The following is a 15,512-nucleotide window of genomic DNA, read 5'->3' on the forward strand; positions in this document are numbered from 1 at the left end:
AAAATTAGATGCTTTACATCTAATTTGAATCGTACTATTATTGATTCAATCCACTGATAAGTCGCAATTGTCTGACAAATTAAACGTCTGTTTATCCCGCGAAGGAGTGTGGTTACTGTGAAACAAGTGATAGAAGCATACAAGAGAAAAGATGCAGAAAAACGCATTCCTGTATTGCGTCTCGAAATCGACTATGAGCTTGCTACATTACATGATGCGATGGTGGCAAGTGACGCAGAAGCTGTTGGTGCAAGTAAAGAGCGCCTCGAAAAATATCGTCAAGAGATGGTACGTCTTGAAGCTTGATTTCAACGTCCTTTTCTCTACCTTATAATAAAATATCACTACTTCAACCAGCGAATCGTTCGCTGGTTTTCTTTTTTTGTTACTATAGAAGAAGCTGGAAACGATGATGAAGGAGTGAAGGAAGATGCAAATCGAGTTGGATGCGATAGACTTGATCAAGCGAGCAGGGAAATACATTCGCGAAAAGATTGATGTGTCGTATCACATTGAACAGAAAACCGGAAAAAGTGATTTAGTGACGGAGATTGATCAAGCCGTCGAGGATTTATTGATTAAAGGTATTCTAGATCGCTATCCGGATCATCATATTTATGGTGAAGAGGGGCGCATCGCTCGACCCGATACACTCGAAGGTACGATTTGGTTCGTTGATCCGATCGACGGAACAATGAACTTCATCCGTCAAAAGCGAATGTTCGCCATCTCAATTGCGATCATGATGGAAGGGGAATTACGGTACGGATTTGTTTATGATGTCATGGCTGACGAGCTATTTCATGTCATCAAAGGACAAGGGGCTTATCAAAACGGTATTCGGTTACCTCAACTGACAGAACGGAGCGTTAAGGAAGCGATCATCTGTATGAATGCTACCTGGGTGACGCCGAACCGTCGAATTAACACGGATCGTCTTGCTCCACTCGTGCGACACGCAGTAGGTGTACGAGCGATTGGTGCAGCTTCCCTTGAACTCGCATGGACGGCTGCCGGACGCGTTGATGGATATATCACGATGCGTAACATGCCTTGGGATTATGCAGCCGGTCAGTTATTGATTGAAGAGCTTGGTGGACGTGTCGGGACGATTACCGGAGAGCCGATGTCGTTTCTCGAGCAAACGAGTGTATTAGCAGGGAGCCAGACATTCGTTGAAGATGTATTGACGTTCGTACAAACACAAGAGGGTTGAAAAAAGGTCCTTTCGTTTAAAAACGAAAGGAACCTTCCCAGTCATGTTTGTTTGCGCAAACGTGCCTTTAAAACGAATCCGGCACCCATCGCAACTATCATCAAGACGACAGAGGCAATCGTCATCGCTACGTTTTGTTCCGCGATGAAAATGCCGATGGCTGCCATGGATCCTACTGCAAGCATGGCAAGTAACAAAAATAGTAGACGCATGTTTTTTCCCCCTCTACCCGTGAGTACGTTAACAGTGTAGCGTGAATGAAGAATAATGAAAAGGCTTTCGAGATGATGTCGAATCTTAGTCATTGCCAATTAGGACTCTACCTGTGCTATACTCTTAAAGTTGACCGAAAGTATGATAAGATTTATTTAAATGAATAGAAAGAGGTACACACCTATGACAACATTAGTACGAAATGATTTACGCAACGTTGCGATCATCGCTCACGTTGACCATGGTAAAACAACATTAGTCGATGAGCTTTTAAAACAGTCTGGTACGTTCCGTACGAACGAACAAGTCGAAGAACGCGCAATGGACTCAAATGACATCGAGCGGGAACGTGGAATCACGATTCTTGCGAAAAACACTGCAATCGACTACAAAAACACACGCATCAACATCGTTGATACGCCAGGACACGCCGATTTCGGTGGAGAAGTTGAGCGGATCATGCGTATGGTGGACGGCGTCATCCTCGTTGTCGATGCACGTGAAGGCTGTATGCCACAAACACGTTTCGTTTTGAAAAAAGCACTCGAGCAAGGACTTCAACCAATCGTCGTCGTCAACAAAATCGACAAACCGATGGTCCGTCCTCTTGAAGTCGTCGACGAAGTCGTAGATCTCTTGATCGACCTCGGCGCTGACGAAGATCAACTCGAATTCCCAGTCGTTTATGCATCGGCAGTCAACGGCTCAAGTTCATTTGAACCTGAATTAGATAAACAAGAAGATACAATCACGAACGTTCTTGATTTAATTCTTGAGCATACACCAGCACCTGTCGATAACACAATGGAGCCACTTCAGTTCCAAGTTACGATGCTTGACTATGATAACTACCTCGGACGGATCGGTGTCGGTCGTGTCTTCCGTGGCGAAATCAAAGTTGGCGATAGCGTTTCACTTTCAAAACTTGACGGTTCAACGAAGAACTTCCGTGTCACGAAGTTGTTCGGTTACTTCGGTCTAAAACGTGTCGAAATCGAAACTGCAAAAGCAGGAGACTTGATTGCGATCGCTGGTATGGAAGACATCAACGTCGGTGAAACAGTTTGCCCGACTTCACACGTTGATCCACTCCCATTATTACGTATCGATGAGCCAACGCTTCAAATGACATTCATCGTCAACAACTCGCCATTCGCTGGTCGTGAAGGAGATCTCGTTACTTCACGTAAAATCGAAGAGCGTCTTGAAAAAGAACTCGAAACAGACGTTTCACTTCGCATCGAAAACACAGACTCACCGGACCGCTGGATCGTTTCTGGTCGTGGGGAGCTTCACCTCGGGATCTTGATCGAGAACATGCGCCGTGAAGGATACGAAATCCAAGTATCTAAACCGCAAGTTATCATCAAAGAAGAAGAAGGTGTCAAAGTCGAGCCATTCGAACGCGTCGTCATCGATACACCAGAAGAGTACACAGGTTCTGTCATGGAATCGATCGGTCTCCGCAAAGGTGAATTGACGAACATGCAAACAATGGACAACGGTCAAACAAAAATGGAATTCATCGTTCCTTCACGTGGTTTGATCGGTTACCGTAACGAATTCCTTTCTGCTACACGCGGATACGGAATCATGAACCACACATTCGAAGAATACCGTCCGTTCATCCAAGCGGATATCGGTGGACGTCGTAGTGGAGTTATGGTCTCAATCGAAACAGGTAAAGCAACTGCTTACGCGATCTCAGCTCTTGAAGACCGCGGAACGATCTTCATCGAGCCTGGTATTGAAGTATACGAAGGTATGATCATCGGCGAATGTAACCGTGATGTCGATCTCGCTGTCAACGTCGTTAAAGCAAAACAATTAACGAACATGCGTGCATCTGCAAAAGATTCAACAAACGTTCTTAAACGTCCACGTGTCTTCTCACTTGAAGAGTCGTTGACATTCTTGAATGAAGATGAGTACTGTGAAATCACACCACAATCGGTTCGTCTCCGTAAACAAGTCTTGAACAAAAACGAACGTGAAAAGCAAGAAAAACGTCGTCGTCTAGGTAAAGATTGAGTCTTGAACGAATAGGGGGATTGGCAATGAATGCACAAGCTGCCGTTGCTTCTGATTTTCCGAAATACGATATTCCGTTCATCGCGAAACTTCTCGGTGTCGGAAGTGATCCGAATAACATCGAAACGGGATTTTATCCTTTAATGATCACTGTCGTCATCTTGACGCTTGTCGTCTTTAAGTTAGGATTTGCTAAGGAACTAGCATGGTGGAAATCACTGATCGTCTATCTCTTGCTCGCCGTCTTCTCGGCAGCATTGACGCTTGTCTTCTGGACATGGCCGATTCCTGAAGTACTCCTTGCGATGGTCTTCGTACTTGGTATTTATCGCTTCCGGATGTGGATGGTCAAGCGTGAACGTGAACGGACAGCTTCTTGACGGAAGCATGTCATGAATCAAAAGAACGAATCTCTTCGGAGGTTCGTTCTTTTTTTGTGCTAATTCAGATGCATGATTTAAAGCGTAGCGGGAACAGAGATACTAAAAGGGGGGAGAAAACAGTGAAAATAAGGTATGTCATACCCCTGCTGTTAGCGGGTATTCTGATCGGCTGTACACAAACGTCAGAAGAATCGTCAACAAAGGAAACCAATCAGAAGACACAAAAAAACAATCAACAGGATTCAGGTAATCAAGAAGATACGCAATCATCACAAACGCAAGAAGGAGTCGTATTTAAAGAGCTAAACGCCCCATGGAATATCGTTCGCGAAGGAGAGACTTTTTATATTACAGAGCGCGAAGGAACAATCGTCAAAGGAAAACAAGGTGATTATGAGAGGATGCGCTTGCAACTGAAGAAAGATGTAATTGCTGAAGGAGAAAGTGGATTACTCGGTATGGTACTTGACCCTGATTTTAAGAACAATAAGACGGCATACGTCTATCATACGTATGCAAAACAAAATCAAGCGACCAATCGTGTCATTGCAATCAAAGAAGAAGGCCATCAGTGGGTCGAAGAGCGTGTGTTACTCGACGATATTCCGGGAGCGACGATTCATAACGGAGGACGACTTGAGTGGGGTCCAGAAGGTGCACTCTACGTCACAGCAGGAGACGCAGCAAATCCTGAACTGGCGCAAGACATTGATTCATTGGCAGGAAAGATTTTACGCATCACATCTGAAGGAGAACCGTTCAAGGGGAATCAAAAAGGATACGTCTACAGTCTCGGTCACCGGAATCCACAAGGACTTGTTTTCGTCGATGATCAACTGTATGCAAGCGAACATGGGCAAAGTGGGCACGATGAGATCAATCGAATCGAACAAAAGAATTATGGATGGCCGACGATTGAAGGGAAAGAGCAAGCAGACGGACTGGTGACGCCGTGGTATGAAGTAGGAGAACAATCTGTTGCACCAAGTGGAGTTGCAACAGCAGAGAATACACTTTATTTTGCAACACTTGTCGGGCAACGATTACAAACCATCGATCTAGAGACGAAGCAAGTCAAGACGATTGTCGAAAACCAAGGTCGGATTCGCGATGTCTGGATTGACGAGACATCGATTTACTATATTACAAATAATACGGACGGAAGAGGGAATCCATCGGCAGATGATGATCGATTGGTTCGAATCAATCGATGAACAATAAAAGGTCTGTCAGGGAATTTTCCCGCAGACCTTTTGTTTACCAGTGTTTTCGTTTCGTTTCCCAAGTCGGGTATAAATGGAATTGTCCAGAAGCGTGGCGTTCAAGTGTCCGTTCTTCTACGCGTGATCGACACTCATCACAGATATGGACACGAACAGGTTTATTGCGTAATCGCTTCGCCGTGAAGGACCAATCATCAATCGTTTCACGCTTATCGCAAATCGTACATTTCACTCGCATGTCAGGTCCTCCCTTTTTTTCTTAGTATATCATATTAGAAGATTATTCAGATGTAAAAAAGGGAAACGAGAAGTATATCTCGAAATATCATCACTAAGTCGTAGAGGGGGTGATGTCATGGCAAATAAAGTTGAACAACAGCTTAACTCAGGTCAACTAGAAGCACTATCGCAATTACCACTCGTTTTTTTGATTACGCATGATCAATCCAAACATTGGCCCATCACACATGCAATCAGTTGGGTACATGCGACGGATTCGCAAACGGTTCGTTTTGCAATCGAAGCAGATTCTCATCTCGTTAAAACATTACGAGAACATCCGGTCTTCACGTTGATCTTTTTTGCAGATCAGTCGACGTACAGCTTAACGTGTACGGACGTCAAGGCGTTTACGCCGCAAGAAGACCTTCCGTTGCCACTCGCTTTTTATGAGGGACGCGTTGAGGAGGTGCGTGACATCTTGTTTTACGGAGCAACTGTCACACAACGACCGACTATCGAAAAAACATACGATGAACAGGCAGCCGAACGGTTGGATCAACTCGTTCATCGCATCCTAAAAGCGTAACATTCATCACAAACTCGACTCTAAAGGGGCGAACGATGGAATGAAAAAAATATACGTACTTGATACCAATGTCATGCTTCATGATCCACTTTCTCTTTTCCAATTCCAGGAGCACGACGTCGTCATACCAGCGATCGTACTAGAAGAACTAGATGGAAAAAAACGCAACATGGATGAGGTTGGACGTAATGCACGAGAAACAGCTCGCATCTTAGACCAATTACGGGAAACTGGTCAGCTTCATGCGGGAGTGCCACTCGGAAACGGTGGCATTCTTCGCGTCGATATTGGGGACTCCATTCATGAAGGTTCGCCGTTTACGCATGAATCGAACGATAACAAGATTATCGAGCTCGCATGGTCGATTCATCGGGAACAACAAACTGAAGCGACCCCACGAGATGTCATTCTCGTCTCAAAAGATATCTTAGTCCGCGTCAAAGCGGATGCGTATGGATTAGTCGCTGAGGACTATATGACGGATCATATCGCTGACTTGACTGGTCTTTATACAGGATTCATCGAAGTGACCGTCGATCAGGAATATATCGATGCTTTCTATCAGGATAAACGACTTTCAGTTGATGTATTGCCGGAAAAAGTGCAACCGAATGAATTCATCATTCTAAAAAGTAATATGTCAAAAGCCTCTGCCATTGCTGTCGTTGATCAGAATTTGCCGATCATCCGGGCACTTTCGATCGATGTTGATCAAGTCTGGGGTGTTATTCCCCGAAACGTTCAACAACGGATGGCGTTTGAGTTATTACTTCGAGACGATGTACCGCTCGTTACACTCGTTGGGAAGGCAGGTACCGGAAAGACATTACTTGCACTCGCTGCGGGGCTCCTGCAAGTAGAAGACGAGCATAAATATAAAAAACTGGTCGTTGCTCGTCCAGTCGTGCCGATGGGAAATGATATTGGCTACTTGCCAGGTGAGATGGAGGAAAAGCTTCGTCCGTGGATGCAACCGATCTATGATAACCTCGAACATCTCTTTAATACGGGATCAGGAGACGAACTTGGTAACATTCTCGCGGGAATGAAGACGATTCAACTGGAAGCGTTGACATATATTCGAGGACGGAGCATGCCGGGGCAATTCATCATTATCGATGAAGCGCAGAATTTGACGAAACATGAAGTCAAGACGATTTTGACACGTGTCGGTGAAAACTCGAAAATCGTGTTAGTCGGGGATCCGCAACAGATCGATCACCCGTATTTAGATGAATATTCGAACGGTTTATCCTACGCCGTAGAACGCCTTAAAAATGAGAAGATGACGGGACACGTCAAACTCGTCAAAGGGGAACGCTCGAATCTGGCGCGCCTCGCAGCCGACTTATTATAAAAAACGTGGTGCGTCTATTCAGGCGCACCACGTTTTCCTTATATGACGGTAACCGTGTGAATAGATTTGACGATCCGTTGTCCGTGCAACAGGTGAACGGGTCCATCTGATAACACTTTGCCGTCTTGTGAGAACTGCAGGTACACTTCGTCGAGTTTCTCAAGTGGAAGTTCGACCGTTTCTTCACCTTCGAAACGAATAGCGGTCGCTTCCGGTAAGAGTTCAGCATTCCGGATGAACGGTGCGAGCGCCATGGCGAATGACCCTTGAAGCGCGGCTTCTTTTTCAGCGCGTGTCATCGGACGATTATGATCCGTACGACTGCCTTCCATGATGCCTTTATCCCACGCTGCCCCCATTTTCGCGTAGTACGCCTCTTGTTCGCTCGTATCTGCTGGTTGGCCAATCTTCTCAATCGCAACCTTTCGTTCATCAAAGATCCAAACTGTCGGATCAATCGTCAACTGGTGCCGTACTTTACCGTTAATCGGAAAAATCATTGTTATACCCCCTAAATGTGTAAGTCCAACAAATCCATTATACCGAAACGTTGAATTGTTGGCGAAAGTAAGGTAAAGTTTAGCTATAACAGGAACGCGTCATTTGATGAGGAGGGATTGGATTGTCAACTGAAATCGAGACAGTTCATCGCCAGCGCGCTCTTGAGCTACTAGAAGCGGATGCACAAAAAATCCGCCGGTTGATCGAGGTCCAGCTTGCGAATTTAACGATGCCACAATGTCCTCTTTACGAGGAAGTATTGGATACACAAATGTTCGGATTGTCCCGTCAGATTGATTTTGCGGTACGTCTTGAACTGATTGATGCGGGTGAAGGGAAACAGTTGCTCGAATCACTTGAACAGCAATTATCTGATTTACATGATGCGGAGACGTGCTGATTTTCTACTCAAACGTGAAATGCGGCGTTTGGGTATTTTTTTTTAGAAAACGAAAAAAAGGACGTGTACATATGTTAGCGAAGTTTAAAGAAAAACGAGCATTTTTTGACTACGGTCTCTTCTTTACGATGCTCATCCTCATGGCGATCAGTACAGTCATGGTCTATAGTGCCAGCGTGTGGAACGGTGGCGATTATGCGAATACGTCCTTCTTTGAGAAGCAGTTGATGTTCGATGCGATGGCCATCGTGCTGTTCCTTTTAGTTTCGCAAGTGAATCATGAAGTATTTCGTGGACCAATCATTCGTTTACTCTTGTACGCGATTACATGGTTGATGCTGATGGCAACACTATTTTCGGTTCCCCTAAACGGAGCTCGCGCCTGGTTGAACTTCGGTATCTTCTTGATTCAACCAATCGAGCTTTGTAAATTCGTGCTCGTCGTCGGGCTTGCCAGTTATTTTGATCAAAAGCACAAAGGAAAGATGGATGGCGTGATTGGGATTGTCCATCACTTCATCCATCGTCAAATTCCAGCGACGTCCCCCGGAAAACGGATTTTACTTAGTTTCTCGGACTGGATCTTGATTCCGATGGTCGTATTACTTGCACCTTACGCGATCATCATTCGTATGCAACCGGATGACGGCGGATTATTCATTCTGTTACTCATCACGGCGATGATTTTATTTGCAGTAGGATTACCGAGTGGTTACATCATGTTATGTGTCGTTACCGTTCCGATCATCTTCTTGTACGCATGGAACAATTTTTCCGATAATCAGATGCAACGGATTCAAGCGAGTTTGAATCCCTTTCTTGACGCAGAAGGTAAGGGATATCAGCTCATCAACTCCGTCATATCGATTGCCCATGGGGGATTGTTCGGAGTGGGTCTTGGGAATAGTTTTCAAAAGTATGGTTATCTGCCAGAACCTGAAACCGACTACATCATGTCGATCATCTCGGAAGAACTCGGCTTCATCGGGGTCCTTGTCGTACTCGGTCTATTGTTTTACCTGATGATTCAAGGGGCGATCATCGCTAACCGCTGTGTCTCACTTTACTCGAGCATGCTCGCACTTGGGATTTCCGGTATTATTTTCATCCAGACATGTATCAATATTGCAGCCATGTCTGGTCTGTTTCCAGGTACAGGTGTCACCTTGCCATTCATCAGTTACGGTGGGTCATCGTTACTCGTCATGAGTACGATGCTTGGTGTAATGGCAAACATTTCTATGCAAAACAAATATCGGGTGGCTTATCATAAAGAAGTGCAAACTGCACGTTCGATGAGTGCCACGAGCTCATTAACTAAAGGGGGAGCATCAGTTGACTAAAATCCAGAAGATTCTCGTAGCAAACCGCGGGGAGATCGCGATTCGCGTTTTCCGTGCAGCGACGGAACTCGGTATTCGTACCGTTGCTATTTATTCACGAGAGGACATGGGTTCTCTTCATCGTTATAAAGCCGATGAAGCGTACCGGATCGGAGAAGGAAAAAAACCGATCGAAGCCTACCTCGACATTGAAGATATCATCGCAACAGCGAAAAAAGCCGAATGTGATGCGATCCATCCTGGTTATGGATTCCTCTCTGAGAATATTGAGCTAGCCAAACGTTGCCGCGAAGAAGGAATCATCTTCATCGGGCCGCAAGAAGATCACCTGTATAAGTTCGGAGATAAGGTACGGGCACGGACGACTGCAATTGAAGCGGGTCTTCCTGTCATTCCAGGAACAGATGGTCCGATCTCATCAATTGATGAAGCGTATGCGTTCGCAAAAGAAGCAGGCTATCCACTCATGGTCAAAGCATCGCTTGGTGGTGGTGGACGTGGTATGCGTGTCGTCCGGACAGAAGAAGAGCTTTCAGACATGATTGAACGAGCGAAATCTGAAGCTTTAAAAGCATTCGGTTCGGATGAAATTTACGTTGAAAAATTAATCGAACGACCAAAACATATTGAAGTCCAAATCATCGGGGATGCACATGGAAACATCATTCATTTATTTGAACGAGACTGTTCCGTACAACGACGTCACCAAAAAGTCGTCGAAGTGGCGCCATGTGTCACGCTTTCAGAAGAAGGGCGTAAAAAGATCTGTGACGCGGCTGTCACGTTGATGAAACATGTCGGATACGAAAATGCGGGTACGGTCGAATTTCTCGTCACACAAGATGAATCGTTCTATTTCATCGAAGTCAACCCACGTGTACAAGTCGAGCATACGATTACGGAGATGATCACAGGCGTTGACATCGTTCAGACTCAAATCCGTGTTGCTGAAGGCGAATCGTTACATAGCGACCTTGTCGGCATTCCACAACAAGAAGAGATTAAGATGCTTGGTTTTGCGATCCAGAGCCGAATTACTTCAGAGGACCCAGAAAACGGCTTCTTGCCGGATACAGGTAAGATTAAAGCGTATCGTTCACCAGGCGGATTTGGTGTACGTCTTGATGGTGGGAATGCCTATGTCGGAGCAGAAATTTCACCGTATTATGACTCGTTGCTCGTTAAAATCTCGACGCACGGTTTGACGTATGACCAAGCGGTCGCGAAAATGCGTCGAAACTTAAGTGAATTCCGGATTCGTGGTATTAAGACGAACATCCCATTCTTGAGCAATGTCTTGAAACACCACGCGTTCGTCAGCGGCGATTACAATACATCGTTTATCGATGATACACAAGAATTATTTATCTTCCCAAAACGTCAAGACCGGGGAACGAAGCTGTTGACGTACATCGGAGAGGTTTCCGTCAATGGATTCCCGGGAATCGGAAAACTGGACAAGCCACTTGCGCGTGACGTCCGAATTCCAAAAAATCTTCCGGCAGACTACACGCCAGGCGCAAAAGCGATCCTTGATGCAGAAGGTCCGGAAGCTGTCGCGAAATGGTTGAAAGCACAAGACAACGTTTTGTTGACGGATACGACATTCCGTGACGCTCATCAATCGTTACTTGCGACACGAATGCGGACGAAGGATCTCGTTGCGATCGCAGAGGCGGAAGCGAAACTGCTTCCTGAATTGTTCTCAGTCGAGGCATGGGGAGGGGCAACATTTGATGTTGCGTATCGATTCTTATCAGAGGATCCATGGGTTCGTCTGATGAAATTGCGTGAAAAGATGCCGAACGTCCTGATTCAAATGTTACTCCGTGGTGCGAACGGCGTTGGTTACAAGAACTATCCAGACAATGTCATCCATACCTTCGTCAAGGAAGCGGCGCAAGCGGGAGTCGATGTCTTCCGGATTTTCGACAGCTTGAACAACCCGGAATCAATTCAACTCGCCATCGATGCGGTCTTGCCAACAGGTAAAATCGCGGAAGCAGCTGTCTGTTACACAGGGGATCTGTTCGATGCGAATCGTCCGAAATATCATCTGCCGTATTACGTCAATCTGGCGAAACAACTGGAAGAGAGCGGTGCTCACATCATTGCCATCAAGGATATGGCGGGTCTCTTGAAACCGGAAGCAGCCTATGCGCTTGTATCGGCACTTAAAGATGCAGTATCGTTACCAATCCATCTTCACACCCATGATGCGAGTGGAAACGGGATTTATACGTATGCGCGTGCGATCGATGCCGGGGTCGACGTCGTTGACGTCGCGGCATCAAGTATGTCAGGACTGACGAGTCAGCCAGCGGGTGGTAGCTTGATTCATGCCCTAAGTGGTCATCCACGTCAACCACTCGTCTCAGCACAGAAGTTCGAACAGATTTCGGACTATTGGCAGGACGTGCGTCATTTGTATCAAGCATTCGAACTTGATATGATCGCACCAAATCCAACCGTCTACGATCATGAGATGCCGGGTGGACAATATTCGAACTTACAGCAACAAGCAAAAGCGGTCGGGCTTTCGGATCGTTGGTCTGAAGTCAAAGAAATGTATGCGCGTGTCAACATGTTGTTTGGCGATATCGTTAAAGTCACACCGTCGTCGAAAGTCGTTGGAGACATGGCGCTCTTCATGGTCCAACATCATCTGACGGAAGAAGACGTACTGCACCGAGCAAGTGGACTTGACTTCCCGGATTCAGTCGTTGAACTGATGAAGGGTGAACTCGGAACTCCGCCGGACGGTTTCCCGCAAGAAGTACAACGTGCCATCTTGAAGGGAGCTGCTCCGTTGACGGAACGTCCTGGTAAGATGATGCAACCTCTCAACTTTGATGCAATAAAAAATGAGTTGTTTGAGAAACTTGAACGACCAGTCACTGAATTTGATGCTCTCGCTTACGCGCTCTATCCAAAAGTCTTCATGGACTACAGTTCATATGTCGCGCGATATGGCGATATCTCGGTTCTTGATACGAATACATTCTTCCACGGTATGCGCCTAGGCGAAACGATCGAGGTCGAAATTGAACGAGGGAAGACACTATATCTCAAGTTGATTCAAATCGGTCAGCCAGACGATCACGGGATGCGGACAATCTATTATGAGATGAATGGTGTTCCTCGTGAAGTCGAAGTCAAGGACATCAGTATTAAGGAAAGTTCATCAAGCCGTCCAAAAGCAGATCGAAGTAACGCAAAACAGATCGGTGCGTCGATGCCGGGTAGTGTGCTGAAGGTACTCGTTGAGACAGGCACTCGTGTCCGTAAAGGAGAACAACTTCTCGTTACGGAAGCGATGAAGATGGAAACGACGATCCAAGCACCAGAAGACGGTGAGATCAAAGCCGTCCATGTTAAAGAAGGCGAAGCTATTGCGAGTCAAGACTTATTGATTGAATTCGTATAAGGTCACAATGAAAAACAGGCGCACGCTCGGCGGGCTGCCTGTTTTTCATTCAATATGTAATGGGAGAGGATACGGTTGAACATTATTTGTTGGATTCGAAGCGATTTTCGATTACAAGACAACCACATGTTGGCACGTGCGATTGAATTACTGAAGGAAAATCCAAAAGCGACAGTCGAGTTCGTCTTTTGGCTCAATCCAGATTACATTGGAGAATATGAAGCGCGGCAACAATATTTCTTTCAAGCGCTCGAATTGTTTTCAGATGATTGTAAAGAAAAAGAGATGCCGATTCGCTTCATCGAAGGCGATGAACAAGCTTTCTTAGATGCAACCAATGATGCGGACGTTCTGTTATTCAATGCGGAATATGTCGAACCATTCAAGGCGCGGGATGAGAGAATCATCAAAAAACGTAAGGAACGACAAACGGAGCGCTTGTTAGACCGGCATCTGCTCCATCCACATGACATTAAAAAGCAGGATGGAAAGTTCTATAAAGTATTCACGCCGTATAAGAATGCGTTCATGAAAAAAGAAATTCCAACACCCTATGATGTGAAGTGGCAAACGCTACGGGATCATTATCATAAGCGCCAGCACACTAATAGTTTCATTGATGCCTATTTTAAAAAGGCACAGTCTGATGCGGCATTTCATCCGGGTGAGAAGCAAGCGAAACAACGCTTAAAGAAATTCATCGAGCAATCGCTTGAAAACTACGAAGAGAATCGTGATCTTCCAGCGATGGACGGTACGAGTTTACTCTCACGTTATCTACGGACCGGTGAGATCGGGATTCGAACGGTCTATGCAGCTATTCAAGATGCAAAAGAATCGAAAGGGAAGCAGACATTCATCACCGAACTCATCTGGCGTGAGTTCTATTACATGATTTTAATGCACTTCCCGGAATCGAAACGACAAGCGGTCAACACCCAGTACCGAGAAATCAAGTGGGAAGAAAACGAGGACGGATTCAAGGCTTGGTGTGAAGGGAAAACCGGCTATCCGATCGTCGATGCAGCGATGCGTCAATTGAACCAAACCGGTTGGATGCATAATCGTCTGCGGATGATTGTCGCGTCGTTCCTGACAAAAGATCTATTGATCGATTGGCAAAAAGGGGAACGTTATTTCCAACAGAAACTCGTCGATTATGAAGCGGCTTCGAACATCGGTGGTTGGCAATGGGCGGCATCGGTCGGGACGGATGCCGTACCGTACTTCCGAGTCTTCAATCCGACGACACAATCAAAGAAGTTCGATAAGGACGGAGAGTTCATTCGGCAGTATGTCACGGAAATCAAAGATCTGTCGAAGCAATATATTCATGAACCGACGCAGCAACAACGAGAAGACTCTGGATACCCAGAACCAATCGTTGCACATGATGAAGCGCGAAAGCGTGCAATCGCTCGATTCAAGTAATGAAAAAAGGATATTCCTCAGCGGAGGAACATCCTTTTTTTACGACCTTATTGAAGACGGCTATTTGCTTTACGTGTTCGGAATGCATGATACGTCAAGTAGGATAAGACACCGAAATAACACGTAATCAAGAAGGCGTGCAGTAACGGTACATATGTTGCATGTCCACCGAGAACGATCCAAGCACCTGTAGCAACTTGACACGAGATGAAGAACGTCGCGAATGCCATGCCGATTTTCGTCGTCCGGTGTTTTAAGCGAATGGCTGTAATATGAACGAACAACGTGTAGAGGAATAATAGCCCAGCCATGATTCGGTGAATCATTTGGACCCAGGCTTCGAACGTCATCGACGGTTGGGAACAAACGGGCCAACCCACACACGCATATGTAGCGCCAACATGGCGAACGTAAGCACCAGTATAGACGACGATCAGCGTGTAGACGAGCAGACCGTACAAGAGCTTCCGCAAGAATGCTGGGACAGATTCCCTGAATTCCTGACCAGGACGCTCCATGATCAATATCGTTAAAATCAATAAGGCAGCAAAGGAAATCAAGGAGATACCAAAATGTAACGCCATGACGAGATCTGATTGTTGCCAAACGACAGCTCCTGCTCCGACGAGGGATTGAATCAACATGAAGATGAAGGCAAGAAATGCAAAAATCTTCGTATCTAATCGATCCTTAAAGGCAACGAGCGTCCAGAGACATAAGGCGATGATTAGGAGTCCAACGACTCCGGTCACAGCGCGGTGACTATATTCAATCATCGTTTCAACACTTGGGTTCGTCGGAATGAGTTCCCCATGACAGAGTGGCCAATCTGTTCCGCAGCCATCTCCCGAGTCCGTTTTTGTGACTGTCCCACCCATCAGCAAGACGATCATCATCGTAAACGTGACGAAGGCTGAAAACATCGAAAGCTTTCGATTCAAGATTTGGACACCACCTTTCTAAAAAATACGAAATACATGGATTTCCATAGGACTAGTATCGCATAAAAAGTCTCGAAACGCTTGCAATCTTTTAGAACAACGCTATTCTAGTATTAGGTAAATATGGTGAACTGTGATGAAAATCACATAGATTTCACATTTTGTTCATTATGTCGAAAGTATTTTCATACGTCACGGTCCTAAATATGTGGTATCTTTTATAGAGAAAAGGACGTTT

General features: G+C 45.7%; 15 protein-coding genes. 11 read left to right on the forward strand and 4 right to left on the reverse strand.

What is annotated here, in order from left to right; all coding sequences use genetic code 11:
• The first annotated feature begins 117 nt into the window (after positions 1–117).
• Entirely contained in the window at positions 118–306 is a 189-nt protein-coding gene (locus tag Q9R23_RS02810) for a hypothetical protein (RefSeq protein ID WP_023468845.1), read from the forward strand.
• 124 nt (positions 307–430) lie between these two features.
• A complete protein-coding gene (locus Q9R23_RS02815) occupies positions 431–1,216 on the forward strand; it encodes an inositol monophosphatase family protein (RefSeq protein ID WP_214854648.1) in 786 nt (261 codons plus the stop codon).
• Between the two features lie 41 nt (positions 1,217–1,257).
• Here the strand turns inward: Q9R23_RS02815 and Q9R23_RS02820 are convergent, their stop codons facing one another.
• The gene (locus tag Q9R23_RS02820; protein ID WP_214854647.1) at positions 1,258–1,428 is read right to left on the reverse strand and encodes a DUF5325 family protein; all 171 of its coding nucleotides are present in this window, start codon (positions 1,426–1,428) and stop codon (positions 1,258–1,260) included.
• 184 nt (positions 1,429–1,612) lie between these two features.
• Between Q9R23_RS02820 and typA the strand changes: the two genes are divergently transcribed.
• The 3 genes from typA (at position 1,613) to Q9R23_RS02835 (ending at position 5,057) form a co-directional block, all read left to right on the forward strand.
• Entirely contained in the window at positions 1,613–3,460 is a 1,848-nt protein-coding gene (gene typA, locus Q9R23_RS02825) for a translational GTPase TypA (RefSeq protein ID WP_035406711.1), read from the forward strand.
• A 26-nt stretch (positions 3,461–3,486) separates the two neighbouring features.
• A complete protein-coding gene (locus Q9R23_RS02830; RefSeq protein WP_058264776.1) occupies positions 3,487–3,840 on the forward strand; it encodes a YlaH-like family protein in 354 nt (117 codons plus the stop codon).
• Between the two features lie 122 nt (positions 3,841–3,962).
• Positions 3,963–5,057, forward strand: coding sequence for a PQQ-dependent sugar dehydrogenase (locus Q9R23_RS02835; protein ID WP_290759410.1), 1,095 nt, complete (start codon positions 3,963–3,965; stop codon positions 5,055–5,057).
• 43 nt (positions 5,058–5,100) lie between these two features.
• Here the strand turns inward: Q9R23_RS02835 and Q9R23_RS02840 are convergent, their stop codons facing one another.
• Entirely contained in the window at positions 5,101–5,304 is a 204-nt protein-coding gene (locus Q9R23_RS02840; RefSeq protein ID WP_029342171.1) for a YlaI family protein, read from the reverse strand.
• Between the two features lie 117 nt (positions 5,305–5,421).
• Between Q9R23_RS02840 and Q9R23_RS02845 the strand changes: the two genes are divergently transcribed.
• Together Q9R23_RS02845 and Q9R23_RS02850 are read left to right on the forward strand one after the other, a co-directional pair.
• A complete protein-coding gene (locus tag Q9R23_RS02845) occupies positions 5,422–5,874 on the forward strand; it encodes a PNPOx family protein (protein ID WP_214854646.1) in 453 nt (150 codons plus the stop codon).
• Positions 5,875–5,914: 40 nt separating this feature from the next.
• The gene (locus tag Q9R23_RS02850; RefSeq protein WP_290759407.1) at positions 5,915–7,231 is read left to right on the forward strand and encodes a PhoH family protein; all 1,317 of its coding nucleotides are present in this window, start codon (positions 5,915–5,917) and stop codon (positions 7,229–7,231) included.
• 38 nt (positions 7,232–7,269) lie between these two features.
• Here the strand turns inward: Q9R23_RS02850 and Q9R23_RS02855 are convergent, their stop codons facing one another.
• Entirely contained in the window at positions 7,270–7,731 is a 462-nt protein-coding gene (locus Q9R23_RS02855; RefSeq protein WP_214854644.1) for a hypothetical protein, read from the reverse strand.
• A gap of 122 nt (positions 7,732–7,853) precedes the next feature.
• Between Q9R23_RS02855 and Q9R23_RS02860 the strand changes: the two genes are divergently transcribed.
• The 4 genes from Q9R23_RS02860 (at position 7,854) to Q9R23_RS02875 (ending at position 14,333) form a co-directional block, all read left to right on the forward strand.
• Positions 7,854–8,132, forward strand: coding sequence for an Fpa/YlaN family protein (locus tag Q9R23_RS02860; RefSeq protein WP_023468835.1), 279 nt, complete (start codon positions 7,854–7,856; stop codon positions 8,130–8,132).
• Between the two features lie 71 nt (positions 8,133–8,203).
• Positions 8,204–9,475, forward strand: coding sequence for an FtsW/RodA/SpoVE family cell cycle protein (locus Q9R23_RS02865; RefSeq protein ID WP_214854641.1), 1,272 nt, complete (start codon positions 8,204–8,206; stop codon positions 9,473–9,475).
• Positions 9,468–12,902, forward strand: a complete 3,435-nt coding sequence (locus Q9R23_RS02870) for a pyruvate carboxylase (RefSeq protein ID WP_214854639.1) — start codon at positions 9,468–9,470, stop codon at positions 12,900–12,902. The genes Q9R23_RS02865 and Q9R23_RS02870 overlap by 8 nt, the downstream gene beginning before the upstream one ends.
• Positions 12,903–12,977: 75 nt before the next feature.
• Positions 12,978–14,333, forward strand: coding sequence for a cryptochrome/photolyase family protein (locus Q9R23_RS02875; protein ID WP_214854637.1), 1,356 nt, complete (start codon positions 12,978–12,980; stop codon positions 14,331–14,333).
• Between the two features lie 47 nt (positions 14,334–14,380).
• On the opposite strand, the gene Q9R23_RS02880 is transcribed toward Q9R23_RS02875, so the two are convergent.
• Entirely contained in the window at positions 14,381–15,274 is an 894-nt protein-coding gene (locus Q9R23_RS02880; protein WP_214854636.1) for a COX15/CtaA family protein, read from the reverse strand.
• Between the last annotated feature and the right edge of the window lie 238 nt (positions 15,275–15,512).

The organism is Exiguobacterium sp. BRG2, from assembly GCF_031844245.1.
Classification (GTDB): Bacteria; Bacillota; Bacilli; order Exiguobacteriales; family Exiguobacteriaceae; genus Exiguobacterium_A.

What these genes read in the sequence shown, in the direction of transcription:
- Q9R23_RS02815 (WP_214854648.1), top strand. Translation starts at nt 431, where the DNA reads ATGCAAATCGAGTTGGATGCGATAGACTTGATCAAGCGAGCAGGGAAA.
- Q9R23_RS02820 (WP_214854647.1), bottom strand. Translation starts at nt 1,428, where the DNA reads ATGCGTCTACTATTTTTGTTACTTGCCATGCTTGCAGTAGGATCCATG.
- typA (WP_035406711.1), top strand. Translation starts at nt 1,613, where the DNA reads ATGACAACATTAGTACGAAATGATTTACGCAACGTTGCGATCATCGCT.
- Q9R23_RS02830 (WP_058264776.1), top strand. Translation starts at nt 3,487, where the DNA reads ATGAATGCACAAGCTGCCGTTGCTTCTGATTTTCCGAAATACGATATT.
- Q9R23_RS02840 (WP_029342171.1), bottom strand. Translation starts at nt 5,304, where the DNA reads ATGCGAGTGAAATGTACGATTTGCGATAAGCGTGAAACGATTGATGAT.
- Q9R23_RS02845 (WP_214854646.1), top strand. Translation starts at nt 5,422, where the DNA reads ATGGCAAATAAAGTTGAACAACAGCTTAACTCAGGTCAACTAGAAGCA.
- Q9R23_RS02850 (WP_290759407.1), top strand. Translation starts at nt 5,915, where the DNA reads ATGAAAAAAATATACGTACTTGATACCAATGTCATGCTTCATGATCCA.
- Q9R23_RS02855 (WP_214854644.1), bottom strand. Translation starts at nt 7,731, where the DNA reads ATGATTTTTCCGATTAACGGTAAAGTACGGCACCAGTTGACGATTGAT.
- Q9R23_RS02865 (WP_214854641.1), top strand. Translation starts at nt 8,204, where the DNA reads ATGTTAGCGAAGTTTAAAGAAAAACGAGCATTTTTTGACTACGGTCTC.